The organism is Pseudomonas sp. AOB-7 (genome assembly GCF_003696305.1).
In the GTDB taxonomy this organism is placed as follows: Bacteria; Pseudomonadota; Gammaproteobacteria; order Pseudomonadales; family Pseudomonadaceae; genus Aquipseudomonas.
The window spans coordinates 231814-249906 of the sequence record NZ_RFFK01000002.1 but is presented as its reverse complement, the minus strand read 5'-3'; the positions used below and the strand labels follow the sequence as shown (position 1 = coordinate 249906).

Here is an 18093-nt window from a genome sequence, read left to right as displayed (position 1 = left end):
GCCATGGCAGATAAACGCCTGTTCCAGGATGCCTACCAGCCACGACAGATTGCCCAGCGCGTCAAGGAAATGGGGGTGGCCAAGGCACGCGCGAAGCTGCTTACGTTGTTCGTGTTAGCGGTGCTTGCGGGTGCATTTATATCACTCGGTGCTCTGCTTTTTACTGTGATAGTCACCGAAAGTAACTTGGGCTTCGGCGCTACCCGTCTACTGGGTGGACTTGGCTTTTGCCTTGGCCTTGTCTTGGTCGTAATCGGCGGGGCGGAGTTGTTCACCGGCAACAATCTGTTGGCGATGGCTTGGGCCAGCCGCTTGATCAGCGTGCAAGAGATACTGCGGAACTGGTGCACGGTCTATCTGGGCAATATCGTCGGATGCCTGGGCACCGTGCTGCTGGTAGCTTGTGCCGATACAGCCAGTATGGGGGGAGGCGCCGTGGGTGATACCGCCCTGCAGATAGCCCGGGATAAAGTTGAACTGTCATGGCTGGAAGCCTTTGCCCGCGGAATACTCAGCAACACCCTGGTGTGCCTGGCAGTTTGGCTGGCGATGGGCGGACACAGCGTCAGCGACAAGATTCTCGCCATTCTATTGCCCATTAGTGCGTTCGTTACGGTCGGCTTCGAGCACTCCATCGCCAACTGGTTCTTCCTGCCCTACGGCCTCACGTTAGAAGGGGCAGGTATCTATGATTGGTCCAGCATCGCCGGCAACCTACTAGCAGTTACCTTCGGCAATATCGTCGGCGGCACGCTATTGGTTGCCGGCGTATATTGGCTTGCGTACCTGCGCGACGACGATGGCCAAATGACCTGAGAGTGACGCGGCGCGGTCTGAACTAAACCCTGATCGCTAAAATGCTACATGGCACCTGGTACAACAGATGCTCAGTCGTACTACCGACTAACTTGTTCAGCCCTTTGCGCTGCGACGTCCCCATCACCATGACATCGGCCTGAATTTGGCTGGCGAAATCGGCGAGTGCAGTGGTCGGTGGCCCTATGATGAAGTGCCTGCGTTCCGCAGGAACCCCATAGCGTTCAGCTAGCGCCTCAAGAGTTGCTTTCTGCGACGCCTGCATCTTCTCAACCAAAGCCGGCCAGACCCCACTTCTGGCATCAGTCTCGGTAAGAAAGACCGAGGATAGGTCGTAGCTATACACCAGATGCAGTTCTGCATTGCATTGCAGTGCAAGCCCGGTTGCCTCCTGGATGATTCGCTGGTTGAGGCCGCTGCTCTCTGACTCCGGTGACGAGGGGTCGACCGCCGCGACCACCTTGCGCGGCAACGCATGGGTTAGCGCTCCGATCAGGTGAACTGGCGCCGGGCACTCGCGTAGCAGGTGCCAGTCCAGCGGCGTGACGAACGCACGTTTCAGTGCCGGCTCATGCTGCACATCCTTGATCAACAGGTCCGGTTGCATTTCCGACACATGCAGGAGGATCTCCTTGAGCGTTTGGTTGGTCCAGACCGCCTCGGTGGTCACCTTGAGCCCCTTGCTGCGCAGCAAGCCGGCCTCGTCCGCCAACCATTCGCGATGTTCGCGCAGATGATCCTCGCGGATCTGTTCGCGGACGCTCTTTTCCAGCAGCGCGAAGGTGGCGAAAGGTTCGACGAAGGCGGTGATATGCAGCGCGGCGCCGCTCGCCTCGGCCAGGGCCGCGGCCCGCTGCAGCGCCTGCGAGTGGCGCATGGCCGGGTCGGCGATCAGAAACAGGCGTTGATACTGCCCCATGGGACACCTCCGCAGGCTGGTTGGACCGAGTGACCGCGCCATGAGGCGCGGCCGGTGCATGTCTACAAGTTGCGCCGCGGACGCTGCCCCGGTGTTGATGCACGTCAAGCGGAGGCATTGCGGTTGATCGCTATCAATATCGCCGTGGCGACGGTGGGCGCATGCTGTACTGGTAGCGCCGATTGCCGAGCAAGGGAGAAGATCGATGCCGCTCGTTCGCACGCCCTACGCGCAAGGCTTCTTCCGCGTCGCAGCCTGCACTCCAGGGGTCGCACCGGCCGACCCGCGGGCTAACCTGCTCGCCACTCTGGAGTTGGCCAGCCAGGCCGACCGGCAGCGGGCGGGGCTGGCGGTATTCCCGGAGTTGGGGCTGTCGGCCTACAGCAACGACGACCTGTTCTTCCAGGATGCCCTGCTCGACGAGGTCGAGCGCTGCCTGCAGGAACTGTGTCGGGCCAGCCTCGAACTGCTGCCGATCCTGCTGGTCGGCGCGCCCCTGCGGGCGCAGGGCGCCCTGTTCAACTGCGCGCTGGCGATCCATCGCGGGCGCATCCTCTGCGCGGTGCCCAAGACCTACCGGCCGAACTACCGCGAGTTCTACGAGAAACGCCACTTCGCCTCGGCCAAGGACGCCCTCCAGCCGATGCTGTCGATCGTCGGCCAGGAGGTGCCCTTCGGCAGCGACATCCTCCTCGAAGTGCCGCAGGTGCCAGGCTTGGCCCTGCACATGGAGGTCTGCGAGGATCTCTGGGTGCCGCTGCCGCCGAGCAGCTATGCGGCGCTGGCCGGCGCCACCCTGCTGGCCAACCTGTCGGCGAGCAACGCCACCATCGGCAAGGCCGACTACCGCCGCCTGCTCGGCGCCGCCCAGTCCGGTCGTTGTATCGCCGCCTACGTCTACAGCGCTGCCGGCTTCGGCGAGTCGACCACCGATCTGGCCTGGGACGGCCACGCGATGATCCACGAGAACGGTGAGCTGCTGGCCGAGAGCCAGCGCTTCTCGCCTGCCCCGCAGTTGATCCTGGCCGATATCGACCTCGACCGCCTGCGCCAGGATCGTGCCCGCACCACCAGCTTCACCGATTGCGCCAGCCTGCAGCGCGAGCGCCTGGCCGGCTGGCGACGGATCAAGGTGGAGTTCGATCCGCCACACCAGCCCTTGGCCCTGCAGCGCCGGGTCGCACGCTTTCCCTTCGTGCCCGACGACGCTGGCAGCCTGGATACGCGCTGCGCCGAGGTCTACGCGATCCAGCAGCAGGGCCTGGCCAAACGCCTCGCGGCCAGCGGCATCCGGCGTGCGGTGATCGGCATTTCCGGCGGCGCCGATTCGGCCCAGGCGGCGCTGGTCGCCGCCGGCGCCTTCGACCTGCTCGGCCTGCCGCGCCAGCAGATTCTCGGCTACAGCCTGCCGGGACTGGCCACTGGCGAACACACCCGGCACAACGCCATGGCGCTGATGCAGGCGCTGGGCTTCAGCGCCGCGGAAATCGATATTCGCCCCTCCTGCCTGCAGATGCTGCGCGATATCGACCATCCCTACGCGCGTGGCGAGGCGCTCTACGACATTGCCTTCGAGAACGTGCAGGCCGGCGAGCGCAGTTCGCACCTGTTCCGCCTGGCCAACCAGCACCAGGGCCTGGTGATCGGCACCAGCGACCTGTCGGAACTCGCCCTGGGCTACACCACCTATGGCGTCGGCGACCAGATGGCGCATTACGCGGTGAACGCGTCGCTGCCGAAGACCCTGATCCGCCACCTGCTGCACTGGCAGTCGGCGCGCCAGCCGAAGGTGGTCCGCCGGGTGCTGCAGGCCATCCTGGCCACACCGGCTTCGCCGGAACTGGTGCCGGATGCCGGCGGGCACGGTTTGCAACGCGCCGAGGACACGGTCGGCCCCTACCCGCTGCAGGACTTCTTCCTCTATTACCTCAGCCGCTTGGGCTACCGGCCGAGCAAGGTCGCCTACCTCGCCGAGCAGGCCTGGGGCGATGCGCGCCGCGGCGAGTGGCCGAGCGGCCTGCCCGCCGCCGAACGGGTAGCCTACTCGCCAGAGCAGATACTCGGCTGGCTGGAGGTGTTCTGCCGGCGCTTCTTCGCCGCCAGCCAGTTCAAGCGCTCGGCCCTACCCAACGGGCCCAAGGTCGGCTCCGGCGGCTCACTGTCGCCGCGCGCCGACTGGCGCGCGCCCAGCGATGCCGGCGCGGCACCGTGGCTGGAGGAACTGGCGATGCTGCGACGTCCTGCTGGAGAGCGCGCCGGACCGAGCGACGGCGATAGACGTCGCCGTTGAACCGCATCAGCGGCCGGCCCGAGCACGGCGCCGGCTGACGCAGATCAAGCCCCGTCCCTACCTGTGGCTCAGGCTGGCAGTGGGCTGACAAGGTGGAGATGACCATGCTTGCCGATACTTCCAGAGCACGCCTGTTTCTCGCCGGCGACCTGATGTGCGGCCGCGCTATCGACCAGATATTGCCGCACCCGGGCGATCCGCGCCTCTATGAAGCCTATGTCAAGGATGCCGGCGACTACGTGCGGCTGGCCGAGCGGCGCAACGGCGCGATCCCCCGACCAGTGGACTTCGCCTACGTCTGGGGCTGGGCGCTCGAGGCGCTGCGCCAGCGTCGGCCCGACGTGCGCCTGGTCAATCTGGAAACCGCGGTGACTCGCCAGGGGCGGCCGGAACCCAAGGGCATCAACTACCGGATGCACCCGGCCAACCTGCCGGTACTCGAGGTGGCCGGTATCGACTGTTGCGTGCTGGCCAACAACCATGTGTTGGACTGGGGCGAAGCCGGCCTGGCCGAGACCTTGGCCAGCCTGGACGAGCATGGCCTGCAGCACGTCGGAGCCGGCACCGCGCTGCATGACGCCGAGGCGCCGGCGATGCTGCCGCTGGCGGACGGTGGACGCCTGCTGGCGTTCGCCTTCGCCACTCCCGACTGCGGCGTACCGCCGGACTGGGTGGCCGGCCGACGGCGGGCAGGCGTCGCCCGCCTGGACGATATTTCGCCGCAAAGCCTGCGGCGCGTCGCAGCCTGCATCGCCGCGGCCAGGCAGCCCGGTGACCGGGTATTAGTTTCGATGCACTGGGGCGGCAACTGGGACTTCGGCGTGTCGCCGGCGCAACGATGCTTCGCCCACGGGCTGGTCGACGACGCCGGCGTGGACCTGCTACACGGCCATTCCTCGCACCATGTCAAGGGCATCGAGGTCTACCGCCAGCGCTTAATCCTGTATGGCTGCGGCGACCTGCTGAACGACTACGAGGGTATCGAGGGCCATGCCCGCTACCGTGGCGAGCTGGGTCTGCTGTACTTCGCCGACCTCGACCGCGACGGTCGCCTGCTGGCCCTGGAACTGCTGCCCACCCGGCAGCGGCGCCTGAGCATCCAGCGGGCCAAGGGCGAGGACCGACAGTGGTTGCACGATACCCTGGCGCGCGAATGCGCGCCCCTAGACTGTACGGTCCGCCCCACTGGCGAGAACAGTTTCGCCCTGGCGTGGCCCGCATCGCGCTAGTGTCGCGACAACCTTGAGTTGTCGGTTGATCGCTGTCTTATCCATGACCCGCGATCCCCTGTGGGGAGGGTTAAGCGTATGTCGAAAATGCTCTTGAACCCGCAAGTTCAGTTGCGCCGTAACCCGCCATTGGCGCAACGCAAGGAAATCGCCGAGTGGGTTACGCAACGCGCCACGATGGGAGTGTCCGATCGTTCGGAGGTTAGCGCCGCTAACCCACCCTACAGTGATCCGACATTCCATGGTTATCGCGACACTAGGCAGGCGCAGAAGGCGACCCCGTTCAGTCGAATACCTATGTGCGGCTGATACTGTCCGGAGGCCGAAGAGAACCTAGAGCGAACGTCGCCTCAGCGACAGAAGCAGCAGCGATGCTGTGGCAAAGCCAGCGCCGACGCAGAAGGTCAGCATGGCGCCGTATTCCTGCCAGAGCCAGCCGGCCAGCAGGCTGGCCAGCAGCAACGCGACGCCGCTGAGGAGGTTGAACAGGCCGAAGGCGGTGCCCTTGAGGTCCTTGGGCGCGGTGTCTGCGACCAACGCCGCGAGGATGCCCTGGCTGAAGCCCATGTGCAGCCCCCACAGGGCGACACCCAATAGCACCAGGGGCACCGATTCGGCATAGGCCAACGCCAGGGCGGCCAGGACCAACAACACCAGACCGGCACTCAGCAGTGCGCTACTGCTGACTCGATCAGACCACCTGCCCACCGGGTAGGCGGAAATCATGTAGAACGCTGCCATCACCACCATGACCGTGGGAACCCAGGCGATGGCGAAGCCCAGTTGCTGCGCGCGCAATACCAGGAAGGCCTCGCTGAAACGTGCCAGGGCGAAGGTCGCGCCCGTTGCCACGACCCACCAGTAAGCGCTCGAGAACTGGCCGAGGGTGCGCAAGCGGATGGGCGAGCGGATCTGATGGGACGACACATCATGGGCCGGCTCGCGCACCCCGAGCAGGAGAAAACCTACCGCCAGCAGCGCCGGAATCACGGCGAACCACAGCACCAGCGAGATATCGCTGGCGAACCCCAGCATCAGCAGAATCGCCAGGATCGGGCCGAGAAAGGCGCCCGCCGTGTCCATCGACTGGCGCAGCCCGAAACAGGCGCCGCGGATAGCGGGTGGTGTCACGTCCGCGATCGGGGCATCCCGTGGCGCACCGCGAATGCCCTTGCCAACCCGATCGAGCAGGCGTGCGGTGAAAATCAGATCTGCCGAGGCCGCGAGGGGAAACAGCGGCTTGCTCAGCGCCGCCAGCCCATAGCCGAGCAAGAGCAGACCCTTACGGCGGCCGATGAAATCGCTGATGGCCCCGGAAAAGACCTTGACGAGCAACGCCGTCGCCTCCGCCACCCCCTCGATCAGCCCGATGGTCAACATGCTCACGCCCAGCGTCCCCACCAGAAAGACCGGCAGCAGGCTGTGTACCAGCTCGGAAGAGAGGTCCATGAACAAGCTGACCAATCCCAGCGCCCAGACGGTGCGAGGGATACCTCGGAAAGATGACGTGGTCAGCACCTGCCTGTTCTCCTTGTGCGGTTGTTCCGCGGCCTTGCAGGATTATGGCGCTTTGCACCCGTCAGCGTTCCCGTGCCTCTTGTCGGCTCGATCGGCATCAAGCAGAGCTGAAGCGGGCTGGGGCAGCGTCAGTGGTTCGCGCATGGCAAGGCGGCACCGCCGGTCTGCTCCGACCGGCCAGCTCACACATCGCGGAGGCCGGCGAGACCGAGCTGGAGCGCGCCGGCCCCATCATCGGATGCAGCCATGGACCTACGCGAGTCTCGCCTGGCGAGGCGACAAGACGCTGCTGTTCAGCGCCTCCGGCAATGCCTTTCTCATGTAGGCTCGCAGGGGACGCATCAGGATCGCTCTGGGCGATCCGATCGGCCCACCGGAGGGGAGCGGCCGACCTCGCCTGGCGGTTCCGCGACCTGTGCGGCCGATATGGCGGGTGGCCGTTCTTCTAGGAGGTTTCCGGACACAATCTCGACCTCTACCCGGACCTGGGGCTCACGCTGGTCAAGCTCGGCGAGGAGGCACGGCTGGATCTCGCCACCTTCGACCTTTCCGGCCCTTCCCGGGCGCGCCTGCGCCAAGCCTGCTCACGGCTCGCGCGGCTCGACCGTCGCTCATCCCACGGGATGCGGTGTCGGCGGCGCTGCCGGAGCTCGTCTTTTCACCGACTGCCTACGGGCTGCTCGGCCTGTTTCGGAAACGCCTTTCGGCTTCTGGCTGAGCGGGCAGCTGGGATGGTAGCGCAACCACAATGATCGCCTGGTGCATATCGCCTTCGGGCTGCGGCTGGCCTTGCGCGAGCTGTTGGAGCGCCGTTGACCTGCATCAAACCGAGTTGGTGGGCGGGCGCCGACACTGTGATCTTGCCAATTGGAGAGACGCCATGGAGAAACAGCAACAATGGAACTTCTGGTACTTCGTCCTCAGCTTCGTCCTGCTGATCATCGCGCAGAGTTGGTGGGCCCAGCAGAACGCGGTGCAGACCCTGCCCTACAGCGAATTCCTGCGCCTACTCGAGGAGGACAAGCTGCAAGAACTCGAGGTCGAGCAGCAGCGCATCAGCGGCAAACTTAAGGAGCCGATCAACGGCCGTAGCCATTTCACCACCAATCGCGTCGATCCGGCTCTGGCCGGAGAACTGGCTCAGTCGCAGGTGACCTTCACCGGCGTGCGCGAAGACACCCTGCTGAACAACCTGCTCGGCTGGCTGCTGCCTTTCGTACTGATCTTCGCCCTGTGGAATTTCCTGTTGCGCGGGCTGTTCAACAAGCAGGGGCTCGGCGGCATGGTCAACGTCGGCCGCTCCAAGGCACGGGTGTTCGTCCAGCGCGACACCGGAGTGACCTTCGCCGACGTGGCCGGGATCGACGAGGCCAGGGCCGAACTGGAAGAAATCGTCTCCTTTCTCAAGGATCAACCGAAATACAGCCGGCTCGGCGCGCGCATCCCCAAGGGCATATTGCTGGTCGGCCCGCCTGGCACCGGCAAGACCCTGATCGCCAAGGCCGTGGCCGGCGAGGCCTCGGTGCCGTTCTTCTCCATCTCCGGCTCGGAGTTCGTCGAGATGTTCGTCGGCGTCGGCGCCGCGCGAGTGCGCGACCTGTTCGAGCAGGCGCGCAAGGCCGCGCCCTGCATCATCTTCATCGACGAACTGGACGCCTTGGGCAAGATGCGCGGGATCGGCGCCTTCGGCGGCAATGACGAGAAGGAGCAGACGCTCAACCAGTTGCTCGCCGAACTGGACGGCTTCGACACCGCCGAAGGCGTGGTGCTGTTGGCCGCTACCAACCGCCCGGAGGTGCTGGACCCGGCCCTGCTGCGCGCCGGCCGCTTCGACCGGCAGATCGTCATCGACCGGCCGGACCGCAACGGCCGGGTGGCCATCCTGCGCGTGCACCTCAAGCGCATCCAGGCCAGCGACGATCTCAATCTGCAGCGGGTGGCCGGCATCACCACCGGTTTTTCCGGCGCGGACCTGGCCAACCTGGTCAATGAGGCCGCCATCCTGGCCACCCGCCGCGGCGCCTCCAAGGTGGAGATGGGAGATTTCACCGCCGCGGTGGAACGCATCGTCATCGGCAGCGAGCGGCGTGGCCGTCTGCTACAGCCCCACGAGCGCCAGGTCGTCGCACACCATGAGATGGGCCACGCCCTGGCCGCCGCCAGCCTGCCGGGCATGGACCCGGTGCACAAGGTCTCTATCATTCCGCGTTCGGTCGGTGCACTCGGCTATACCCTGCAACGCCCCACCGAGGATCGCTTCCTGATCACCCTGACGGAGCTGAAGAACCGCATGGTGGTATTGCTGGCCGGGCGGGCGGCGGAGGACCTGGTGTTCGGCGAAATCTCCACCGGCGCAGCCGACGACCTGGCCAAGGTCACCGACATCGCCCGGCAGATCGTCACCCGCTTCGGCATGAGCGAACTGGGCCAGGCGGTGCTGGAGCGACAGGGCAACAGCTTCCTCGGTGAGCACGCCATCGCCCTGCGCGAGAAGGATTACTCCGAACAAACCGCGCGCGAGGTCGACCTGTGCATCAAGGCGCTGATCGACAGCGCCTACAGCCACGCCAAGGCCCTGCTGCAGCTGCGCCGCACTGATCTGGAGCAAGGCGCCAAGCTGCTTCTGGAACGGGAAACCCTGAGTCCCGAGGAGTTTGCGCCGTTACGCCCGCGGGCCGCGGAGCTTCCTTGATCATGCGCAGTGGTTAGCCCGATCTGGCGCCGCTCGGCATCACCCTGCGGGCCCTGCCTGGCGGATTGCTGCTGCACGGCCTTGGTCACGGCAAACTCGCCACCCTGCTGTGGAACGCCAGCGCTCTGCTGGCGGCGAGTCTGTTGCTGGTGGATATCCTGGCCCACTTGCGCCGCAAAGAGATCGGCGTCGACCTGATAGCGCTGCTGGCCATCGGCGCCGCCGTGTTCTTCGGCCAGGCCCTGATGGCCGCGCGCTGGAGGAGTTGGCGCAGCTGCGGGCCCGCCAATGAGCGGCTAAACGGGAAACGGCGGCGGCGCCGGGCTGTCCTTCTCCGCGATCTCGGTCATGGTCGCCTCGGTCAGCAGCAGCACGCTGGCCACCGAGACGGCGTTCTCCAGGGCCACGCGTACCACCTTGGTCGGGTCGATGATGCCGGCCTCGTACATGTCCACGTAGCGGTTGGCCGCCGCATCGAAGCCTATACAGCCCTGTTCGGCGAGCATCCGCGCGACCACCACACCGGCATCCACCGCCGAGTTTTCGGCGATGATCCGCGCCGGCGCCTCCAGGGCGCGGCGCAGTATCTGCAGGCCAGTTTTCTCATCGCCCTCGCGTTCGGCTTCGGCGGCGGCCAGCGCCGGCACGCAGCGCAGCAACGCCAGCCCGCCACCCGGGACTATGCCCTCGGCCACCGCCGCCTTGGTCGCCGCGATGGCATCGTCGAGGGCGTCCTTGCGCGTCTTCATCTCCGCTTCGGTGGGGGCACCGACGCGGATCACCGCGACACCACCGGCGAGCTTGGCCAGGCGCTCCTGCAGCTTCTCGCGGTCGTAGTCGCTGGCGGCCTTGCCGATCTGCTGACGAATTTGCGCCACCCGCGCCTCGATTGCCTGGCGGCTACCCGCACCGCCGATCAGGGTCGTGCTCTCCTTGTCCACCACCACCCGATGGGCGCGGCCGAGCTGGCCGATCTCGACCTGTTCCAACCTTATGCCCAGCTCGCTGGAGATCACCACAGCATCGGTCAGCACGGCGATATCCTGCAGCATCTCCTTGCGCCGCTCACCGAAGCCAGGTGCCTTGACCGCCACCGCATGCAATATCCCCCGGATCTGGTTGACGATCAGGGTGGCCAGCGCCTCGCCTTCGATATCGTCGGCGATGAATACCAGTGGTTGGCCACTCTTGGCGACTTGTTCCAGCAAGGGAATCAGGTCCTTGAGCAGGATGAGTTTCTGGTCGCTCAGCAGCAGGTAGGCATCCTCCAACTCCACCTGCATCTTCTCGGTATCGGTGACGAAATAGGGCGAGACGTAACCGCGGTCGAAGCGCATGCCTTCGACCACGTCCACCACGGTCTCGGTGGTCTTGGACTCCTCGACGCTGATCACGCCCTCGTTGCCGACCTTCTCCAGCGCGTCGGCCACCAGTTCGCCGATGCCCTCGTCGTTATGCGCGGAAATGGTCGCCACCTGAGCCCTCTCCTTGCGCGTGCGCACCGGCCTGGATTGCCCCTGCAGTGCCTCGATGGCCAGGCGCAAGCCGAGATCCAGGCCGCGCTTGAGGTCGATGGCGCTGGCCCCGGCCACCACGTTGCGCACACCATCGGCGAAGATCGCGTGGGCCAGTACGGTGGAGGTGCTGGTGCCGTCGCCCACCGCGTCGCCGGTACGCACGGCTGCCTGGCGCAGCATCTGCGCGCCGAGGTTCTCCTCGGGGTCCTCCAGGTCGAGTTGTTTGGCGATGGTCACGCCGTCGTTGCACACCATGGGGTTGCCCCACTTGGTCTGGATCAGCACCGATTTGGACTTGGGCCCGAGGGTGACGCGGATCGCTTCCGCCAGTTGCGTGGCGCCGCGCAACACTTTCTCGCGCGCGCTGCCGCCGAACAGGATTTTGCTGTGCGCCATGGCCCGATCCTCTCGATTGTCCTGCCTCTGCGCAAAAGCTTCGATCCGGGCCCGGTTCGCCGCCTTGATCCATATCAAGCCGCAGGCTCAGCGCGGCGCCTGGTAGCCGCCCGGTACACCGCCCTTGCTCAGTACGATCTGCCACAGCTGATTCTTGCGGGCGCGGAAGGAGCCGGCGCAGGTCAGCAGGTAGTAGCGCCACATGCGATAGAAACGGTGATCATAGTGCGCCGCCAGCTCGCCCCAGCGGCGCTCGAAGTTGGCATGCCAGGCCATCAGGGTGCGATCGTAGTCGGCGCCGAAGTTATGCCAGTCCTCCATGACCCAGTCGGGCTCGATGGCTTGGCCAATCTGCGCGACGCTCGGCAAATTGCCATTGGGGAAGATGTGGCGATCGATCCAGGCATCGCTGCGTATGCCGCTGCGATTGACGCCGATGCTGTGCAACAGGAACAGGCCATCGTCGGCCAGGCAGCGCTGCACCACTTGCATGTAGCCGCGATGGTTTTTCCAGCCGACGTGCTCGAACATGCCCAGCGAGACGATGTGGTCGAAGCGCTCGCGCATGTCGCGGTAGTCCTGCAGGCGTATCTCCACCGGCAGGCCCTGGCAGCGCTGCCGGGCCAATTCCTCCTGCTCCCGGGAGATGGTGATGCCGACCACCCGGACGCCGTAGCGGCGCGCGGCGAACTCGGCGAAGCTGCCCCAGCCGCAGCCGATGTCCAGCACCCGCTGCCCCTCGCGCAGGCCGAGCTTGCGGCACACCAGATCGAGCTTGTGCTCCTGGGCCTGCTCCAGGTCGGCGGCCTCGCGCCAGTAGCCGCAGGTGTAGGTCATGCGCGAATCGAGCATGCACTCGTAGAGCCGGTTGCCGAGGTCGTAGTGACGCTCGCCGACCATGCCGGCGCGGGCCTTCGACTGCAGGTTGGAGACCAGCGCGCGCGCCACCAGACCGGCATCGTGCCAGGTGAAGCCGACCTTGCGGGGCAGCTCGGCGCGCAGCGCCCGGCAGGCGAACTGGTCGAGGCGTTGGCAGTTCCACCAACCGTCCATGTAGGCCTCGCCCAGGCCCAACGTTCCCTGGGTCAGAATGCGCGAATAGAGCTGTTCGTCATGTACCTGCATGTCCCACGGCTGGCTGCCGTTGAGGCCGATGCCGGCCTGTTGCAACAGCCACTCGACCCTGTCCCGGGCTCGCCGCTGCGCATCGGCAGGCATCTGTGGCTGATGAAACTTTTCTTGCATCGTCGCCCCTCCTGTCCTCTCCACGCAGCGCTATGGCCTTGGACATGCGCCCACCATCGCGACTGCATGCCGCTGCGAGTCGCGACCGTTCTTCGTACTTTGCTCGGCAGTCAATCGGGGTTATTGATGCAGCTCACTTTTTTATCGAATCGGGGGCTCTCGCCACCCAGGCCTTGCGCGCCCCCTCCAGCAACGCCATGGCCAGGACGAAAGGCAGCATGAACAGCCAGGCGGCCGCTGGCAGTGGTGCGCTGCCGAACAGCCAGTTGCCCAGTGGCGTATAGACGATGAGCAGGGTCAGTACGATCTCGAAGGCCAGGCCCGCCCAGATCAGCCTGTTGGGACGCCCCGTGCCGAACGGCGAACCCCGCTCGCTGCGACAGAGGAACAGGTTCATCACCTGCATCAGCACGATCGCGCCGAGGTAGGCCGTGGTGGCGGTGCGGTAGAGCTCGGTGTCGCTGGCCAACGCAGCGCCGTACTGCCAACCGCCGCTGTCGAGCACGAAGAAGAACGCGGCCAGCGCGGCGACGGCCTCCATCGGCCCAAGGAACAGATAGGCGCGCGCCAGCAGGCGCCTGTCCAGCAGGTGTTCGTGGGCCGAAGGGGGTGGACGTTGCATGAGCTCCGCCCGGGGGCGCTCGGCGCCCAGGCCCAGCGCCGGCAGCATGTCGGTACCCAGATCGACCGCCAGAATCTGCACCACGGTCAGTGGCAGCGGGATACGCAGCAGGACGAATGCCAGATAAGGCACGATCTCCGGAATATTCGAGGTGAGGATGTAGGTCATGAAGCGGCGGATGTTCTGGAACACCGCCCGCCCCTCTTCCACCGCCGCCACTATGCTGGCGAAGTTGTCGTCGAGCAGCACCATGTCCGCGGCTTCGCGCGCCGCATCGCTGCCGGAAAGGCCCATGGCAATGCCGATATCGCCCTGGCGCAGGGCCGGCGCATCGTTCACCCCGTCGCCCGTGACCGCGACCACCTCCCCCTTGGCCTGCAGCTCCTTGACGATCAGCAGCTTCTGCTCCGGGTCGACGCGGGCGAAGATCAGTTCGCGCGCCTCCAGCGCCAGGCTCAGCTGGCTGTGGGACATGGCCGCCAGGGCCGCGCCGCTGATGACCCTGGGCTGCCCCCTGGTCAGGCCGATTTCCCGTGCCACCGCCACCGCCGTGCGGGGATGGTCGCCGGTCACCATCAGGATGCGGATGCCCGCCTGTTGGCAGCGCTGGACGGCGACCGGCACCTCCGGCCTGGGCGGGTCTTCGAGCCCCACCAGGGCGATCAGTACCAGCCCCCGCTCCAGTTCGGTGCGCAGGTAGCCCTCGTCCACCGACCGGTGGGCGAAGGCCAGTACCCGCAGCCCACGATCCGCGAGGCGCCGCTCCGCCTCGCGCCAGCGCTCGCGTTCGGCATCGTCGAGCGGGCGTTCGGCGTCTGCGTCCTGCACCCGAGACGAGAGTGGCAGCAGGGCCTCCAGCGCGCCCTTGCTGAAGAGCAGCAAGCCCTGCTCGGCGCGGTGCAGGGTCGACAGCATGCGCCGCTCGGCGCTGAAGGGCAGCTCGTCGACGAGGGGCAGACTCACCTGCCCGCCCGCGTTCTGCGCCATGCGCAGCAGCGCTTCCTCCAGCGGATCGCCGACCAGCACCTGCCGGCCGTCGACCTCCCCCCGCTGCAGCGTCTGGCACAGCGAGGCCACCGCGCGCAGGCTGTGCGGCAGGGTCGCAGGCTGCCCGCTCAGGTCGATCTCGCGGCCCGCGCAGACGGCCACGCGCGCCTCCATCCGGTTCAGCGTCAGCGTGCCGGTCTTGTCCGTGCAGATCACCGTGGCCGAGCCCAGGGTCTCGACGCTCGGCAGGTGGCGGATCAGCGCCTGCTTGGCCGCCATGCGCTGGGCACCCATCGCCAAGGACAGGGTCACGGTGGGCAACAGGCCCTCGGGCACGTTCGCCACGATGATCCCGATGGCGAACAGGAAGCTGTTCCAGAAGCCGAGCCCGATCCACTGGCCGAGGCCGAAGAACACCAGCCCGAGCAGCACCGCCAGCATGGCGATCAGCCGGCTCAGGCGGTTGATCTGGCGTTGCAGCGGGCTTTCGACGTCGCCACCGGCCTGAATCAGGTGAGCGATGCGGCCGAACTCGGTGCGCATGCCCGTGGCGTAGATCAGGGTCCGCGCCTCGCCACTGAGCAGCGTGGTGCCCGCCAGCAGGATATTGCGGCAGTGCAGCAGATCGGGCGCATCGCTGGGCTCGGCATCCCGCGCCACCGGGTAGGACTCGCCGGTCAGCGCGGCCATGTTGATGCGCACATCGAAGGCTTCCAGAACCCGGCAATCGGCCGGCACGTTGTCCCCGGCCGACAGCAGCACCACATCGCCGGGCACCAGCAGGGCGCGATTCAGCTTGCGCAGGCGCCCGTCGCGCAGCACGCGCACGCTGTCGGGCATCAGGCGCTCCAAGGCGAGGATCGAGCGCCCCGCCCGGTATTCCTGCCAGTAGGAGAACAGCGCATTGATCAGGATGACGCAGATGATGGCCACGCCCAGCGTCGCCATGCCCTTGCCCGGATCGCGCCATTCGGCGAAGAAGGCCAGCCCCGCGGCCAGCCACAGGACAATCGCCAGGAAGTGGATGAAGCCCGCGACGAACCGCCGCCACCAGGGCGCGGCCCGCAGATGCAGGATTCTGTTGGCCTGGAATGTCGCAAGCCGCCGCTCGGCTTCCGCCTCCGCGAGCCCCTCCGGGCCACTCTGCAGACTGGCCAAGGCCTCCTGCGGCCCGAGCGTCTGAATCTTCATCCGCGCGTCCTCGCCTCAGCTTTCATTGGCCGTGCCAGTACGCCTCGAATCCTTGGCCGCCGCGCTCTCGAGATGCGACTTAGCGAATGCCGCAGAGTGCTCGCGCCCTTCCATGCCGCGCTATCGTTTCAGCCTAGGCGGCCATCCCCGCTGTCGGTTTGATGGGTATCAAGAAAACCGCGCAGCCTTGGCGGTTCGCGCACGACGCGGCGGTGCGGCCGATTGTGCCTATATTCCAGGCTAGTGACGACGCACCGCCTCGTCTGCAGCCAAGGAGATGCCCATGTCGCCGACTGTCAACGGACCAGAGCGCATCAGTTTCGAAACCGCGGCGCAGCACGCGACTCGGGACATACCGGTATTCACCCCCGAGCATCGGGTTGATGACGTCCGTGCAGCCCTGATGCAACAGCGCTATGCATGCGCCAGCCATATCGTGATCTGCACGGGCCGACGCTTCCTCGGCCTGCTCAGGATCGAGGACCTGCTGGGCGCGCCCGCCGATCTGCGCCTCGATGCCCTGATGGACCGCGAGGCTCCGCGGGTGGCGCCGGGAGTGGATCAGGAGATCGCCGCCTGGCGCGCCGTTTGCCATCAGGAATCGGCGCTCGCCGTGGTCGACGCCGACGATGAGCTGATCGGGGTGATTCCGCCCCATCGCCTGCTGGCGGTGCTGCTGAGCGAGCACGAGGAGGATCTCACCCGCCTCGGCGGATTCATCAAGGGCACCGAGGCCGCACGCGCCTCGAGCGAGGAGCCGGTGATCCGCCGTTTTCGTCATCGCATCCCCTGGTTGCTGGTCGGGCTGGTGGGCGCGCTGCTGGCGGCCGACTTCGTCGGCCGTTTCGAGGCCCAGTTGCAGGACAAGGTCATGCTGGCGTTCTTCCTGCCGGGGATCATCTACCTGGCCGATGCCGTCGGCACCCAGACCGAGACCGTGGTGGTGCGCGGCCTCTCGGTGGGCATCGGCATGCGCAGGATGCTCGGCCGCGAACTGCTGGTGGGCCTGGCCATCGGCCTTGCCCTGGCGTTGGTCGCGGGGCCGCTGGTATGGCTGTTGTGGCATGAGGCGGACATCGCCCTGTGCGTCGGTCTCGCGGTATTTGCAGCCTGCGGGACCGCGACCCTGGCCGCCATGGCTCTGCCCTGGCTGCTCAGCACGGGCTCGATGGACCCGGCGTTCGGCAGCGGCCCGCTGGCGACCGTGGTCCAGGATTTACTGTCGATCCTGATCTACCTGGGTATTGCGAGCCTGCTGATTTGAGGTCGAGCCCCGGCGGTTGAGAGCCCGCTCAGCGCCTGGCGCCGCGCTGGAGCGCTGCGCTCAGATGCTGTTCGAACCATCCAGCGGCCAGACGCGCGACCTCCTGCAGCGTGCCCGGCTCCTCGAACAGGTGCGTGGCGTCGGGAATTACGTCCAGTCGCTGTTCGCAGGCCAATGCCCGGCTGACTTGACGATTGCCGCCGAGCGTAGGTAGGTCACGAGCACCGACGATCTGCAGGATGGGCGCTCTCAGCCGCTCGAGTTGATTACCTGCCAGATCGGTGCGTCCGCCGCGACTGACGATCGCCTGCACCCGGTCCGGTCGCTCGACGGCGGCCAGGATCGCCGCGGCGGCGCCGGTGCTGGCACCGAACAAACCCACCGGCAGATGGCTCAGCTCAGGGTCGGCGGCAATCCAGTCAAGGACGCCGACAAGGCGGTGCGTTAACAGTGGAATGTCGAAGCGCAGCTGACAGGTGACCCTGTCGATGCGCTCCTCGGACTCGGTAAGTAGGTCGAACAACAGGGTCGCCAGCCCCTGCTCGCTCAGATAGCGCGCCACCTGCTGATTACGCGGGCTCAAGCGGCTGCTGCCACTGCCATGCACGAACACCACCAAGCCCTTCGCTTCGGTAGGTAACCACAGGTCGCCCACCAATCGCACATTCGGAAGTTCAATGCCCAGTCGAGCTTGGTGCATCACTGGCCTCCCCGCGCCTAGCTGACACTCGGCAACTTGCGCTGCCAGGCGTGTTGCAGCAGGCGCATCACCGCTTGATCGCTGACCTGTGAAAAATCCACATACCAGCGCCCGATAGCCGTGAAGAACTCGGGGGCAAAGGGACAGATGACCTCATCCACCTCCTCCCGCAGCTCGGCAATGGTGTCGCTTGGTGCTACCGGCACGGCGATGACGATGCGCGCCGCCCCCCGATTGCGCACCGCTTGCACCGCCGCGCGCATGGTGGCGCCGGTCGCCAGCCCGTCGTCCACCAGAATCACCTGCTGGTCGCGCAGCTCCGGCAAGGGGTGATCGCCGCGATAGACCCGCTCCCGGCGCTGCAGCTCCAGCAACTCCCGCTGCGCCACCGCATCCAGGGTGGCCTCGTCGATATCGTGCATGGCCAGCACGTCTCGGTTGAGCACGCGCACGCCGCCACTGGCGATGGCGCCCATCGCCAGCTCATCGTGATACGGCAGCCCCAGCTTGCGTACCGTCAACAGGTCCAGACGCAACTCCAGCGCGCAGGCGATCTCGTAGGCGACCGGAACGCCACCGCGCGGCAGGGCCAGGACAATGGTGTCGGCGCGGCCGCGGTACGCGTCCAGCATGGGCACCAGTGCCTGACCGGCCGCCCGCCGATCGGGAATCGGAATCTGCAGTGCGTGGCTATGGTTCATCCTGCG

Annotated in this window: 12 protein-coding genes and 1 pseudogene; 6 read left to right on the top strand and 7 right to left on the bottom strand. The window is 66.3% G+C overall.

Annotation, left to right across the window (positions count from 1 at the left end):
* Window positions 1-3: 3 nt before the first annotated feature.
* Window positions 4-816 (top strand): formate/nitrite transporter family protein, encoded by an 813-nt coding sequence (locus EA796_RS05550; protein ID WP_122107846.1) that lies wholly within the window; start codon window positions 4-6, stop codon window positions 814-816.
* A 22-nt stretch (window positions 817-838) separates the two neighbouring features.
* On the opposite strand, the gene EA796_RS05545 is transcribed toward EA796_RS05550, so the two are convergent.
* Window positions 839-1735, bottom strand: a complete 897-nt coding sequence (locus EA796_RS05545; RefSeq protein ID WP_122107845.1) for a universal stress protein — start codon at window positions 1733-1735, stop codon at window positions 839-841.
* A gap of 205 nt (window positions 1736-1940) precedes the next feature.
* On the opposite strand from EA796_RS05545, the gene EA796_RS05540 reads away from it, so the two are divergent.
* Both EA796_RS05540 and EA796_RS05535 read left to right on the top strand, forming a co-directional pair.
* A complete protein-coding gene (locus EA796_RS05540; protein ID WP_122107844.1) occupies window positions 1941-4025 on the top strand; it encodes an NAD(+) synthase in 2085 nt (694 codons plus the stop codon).
* A 104-nt stretch (window positions 4026-4129) separates the two neighbouring features.
* Entirely contained in the window at window positions 4130-5254 is a 1125-nt protein-coding gene (locus tag EA796_RS05535; RefSeq protein WP_122107843.1) for a CapA family protein, read from the top strand.
* A 333-nt stretch (window positions 5255-5587) separates the two neighbouring features.
* Here the strand turns inward: EA796_RS05535 and EA796_RS05530 are convergent, their stop codons facing one another.
* The gene (locus EA796_RS05530; protein ID WP_256679133.1) at window positions 5588-6709 is read right to left on the bottom strand and encodes an MFS transporter; all 1122 of its coding nucleotides are present in this window, start codon (window positions 6707-6709) and stop codon (window positions 5588-5590) included.
* Window positions 6710-7236: 527 nt separating this feature from the next.
* Here EA796_RS05530 and EA796_RS23640 point away from each other — a divergent pair.
* Window positions 7237-7524: pseudogene (locus EA796_RS23640) on the top strand (phosphatidylglycerol lysyltransferase domain-containing protein); the annotation flags it as partial.
* A gap of 128 nt (window positions 7525-7652) precedes the next feature.
* On the top strand, window positions 7653-9464 hold the full coding sequence (ftsH, locus tag EA796_RS05520) for an ATP-dependent zinc metalloprotease FtsH (RefSeq protein ID WP_122107842.1): 1812 nt from the start codon (window positions 7653-7655) through the stop codon (window positions 9462-9464).
* A gap of 296 nt (window positions 9465-9760) precedes the next feature.
* Here ftsH and groL read toward each other — a convergent pair whose 3' ends face one another.
* From groL to EA796_RS05505, 3 genes are all read right to left on the bottom strand, one after another.
* Entirely contained in the window at window positions 9761-11377 is a 1617-nt protein-coding gene (gene groL / locus EA796_RS05515) for a chaperonin GroEL (RefSeq protein ID WP_122107841.1), read from the bottom strand.
* A gap of 87 nt (window positions 11378-11464) precedes the next feature.
* Window positions 11465-12595, bottom strand: a complete 1131-nt coding sequence (gene cfa, locus EA796_RS05510) for a cyclopropane fatty acyl phospholipid synthase (protein WP_122108005.1) — start codon at window positions 12593-12595, stop codon at window positions 11465-11467.
* Window positions 12596-12755: 160 nt separating this feature from the next.
* Window positions 12756-15422: a cation-transporting P-type ATPase gene (locus EA796_RS05505; RefSeq protein WP_122107840.1), complete on the bottom strand. Its 2667-nt coding sequence runs from the start codon at window positions 15420-15422 to the stop codon at window positions 12756-12758.
* 277 nt (window positions 15423-15699) lie between these two features.
* On the opposite strand from EA796_RS05505, the gene EA796_RS05500 reads away from it, so the two are divergent.
* On the top strand, window positions 15700-16686 hold the full coding sequence (locus tag EA796_RS05500; protein WP_122107839.1) for a magnesium transporter: 987 nt from the start codon (window positions 15700-15702) through the stop codon (window positions 16684-16686).
* A 28-nt stretch (window positions 16687-16714) separates the two neighbouring features.
* On the opposite strand, the gene EA796_RS05495 is transcribed toward EA796_RS05500, so the two are convergent.
* Window positions 16715-17386 (bottom strand): dienelactone hydrolase family protein, encoded by a 672-nt coding sequence (locus tag EA796_RS05495; protein ID WP_122107838.1) that lies wholly within the window; start codon window positions 17384-17386, stop codon window positions 16715-16717.
* 17 nt (window positions 17387-17403) lie between these two features.
* Window positions 17404-18087, bottom strand: coding sequence for a phosphoribosyltransferase (locus EA796_RS05490; RefSeq protein ID WP_122107837.1), 684 nt, complete (start codon window positions 18085-18087; stop codon window positions 17404-17406).
* Between the last annotated feature and the right edge of the window lie 6 nt (window positions 18088-18093).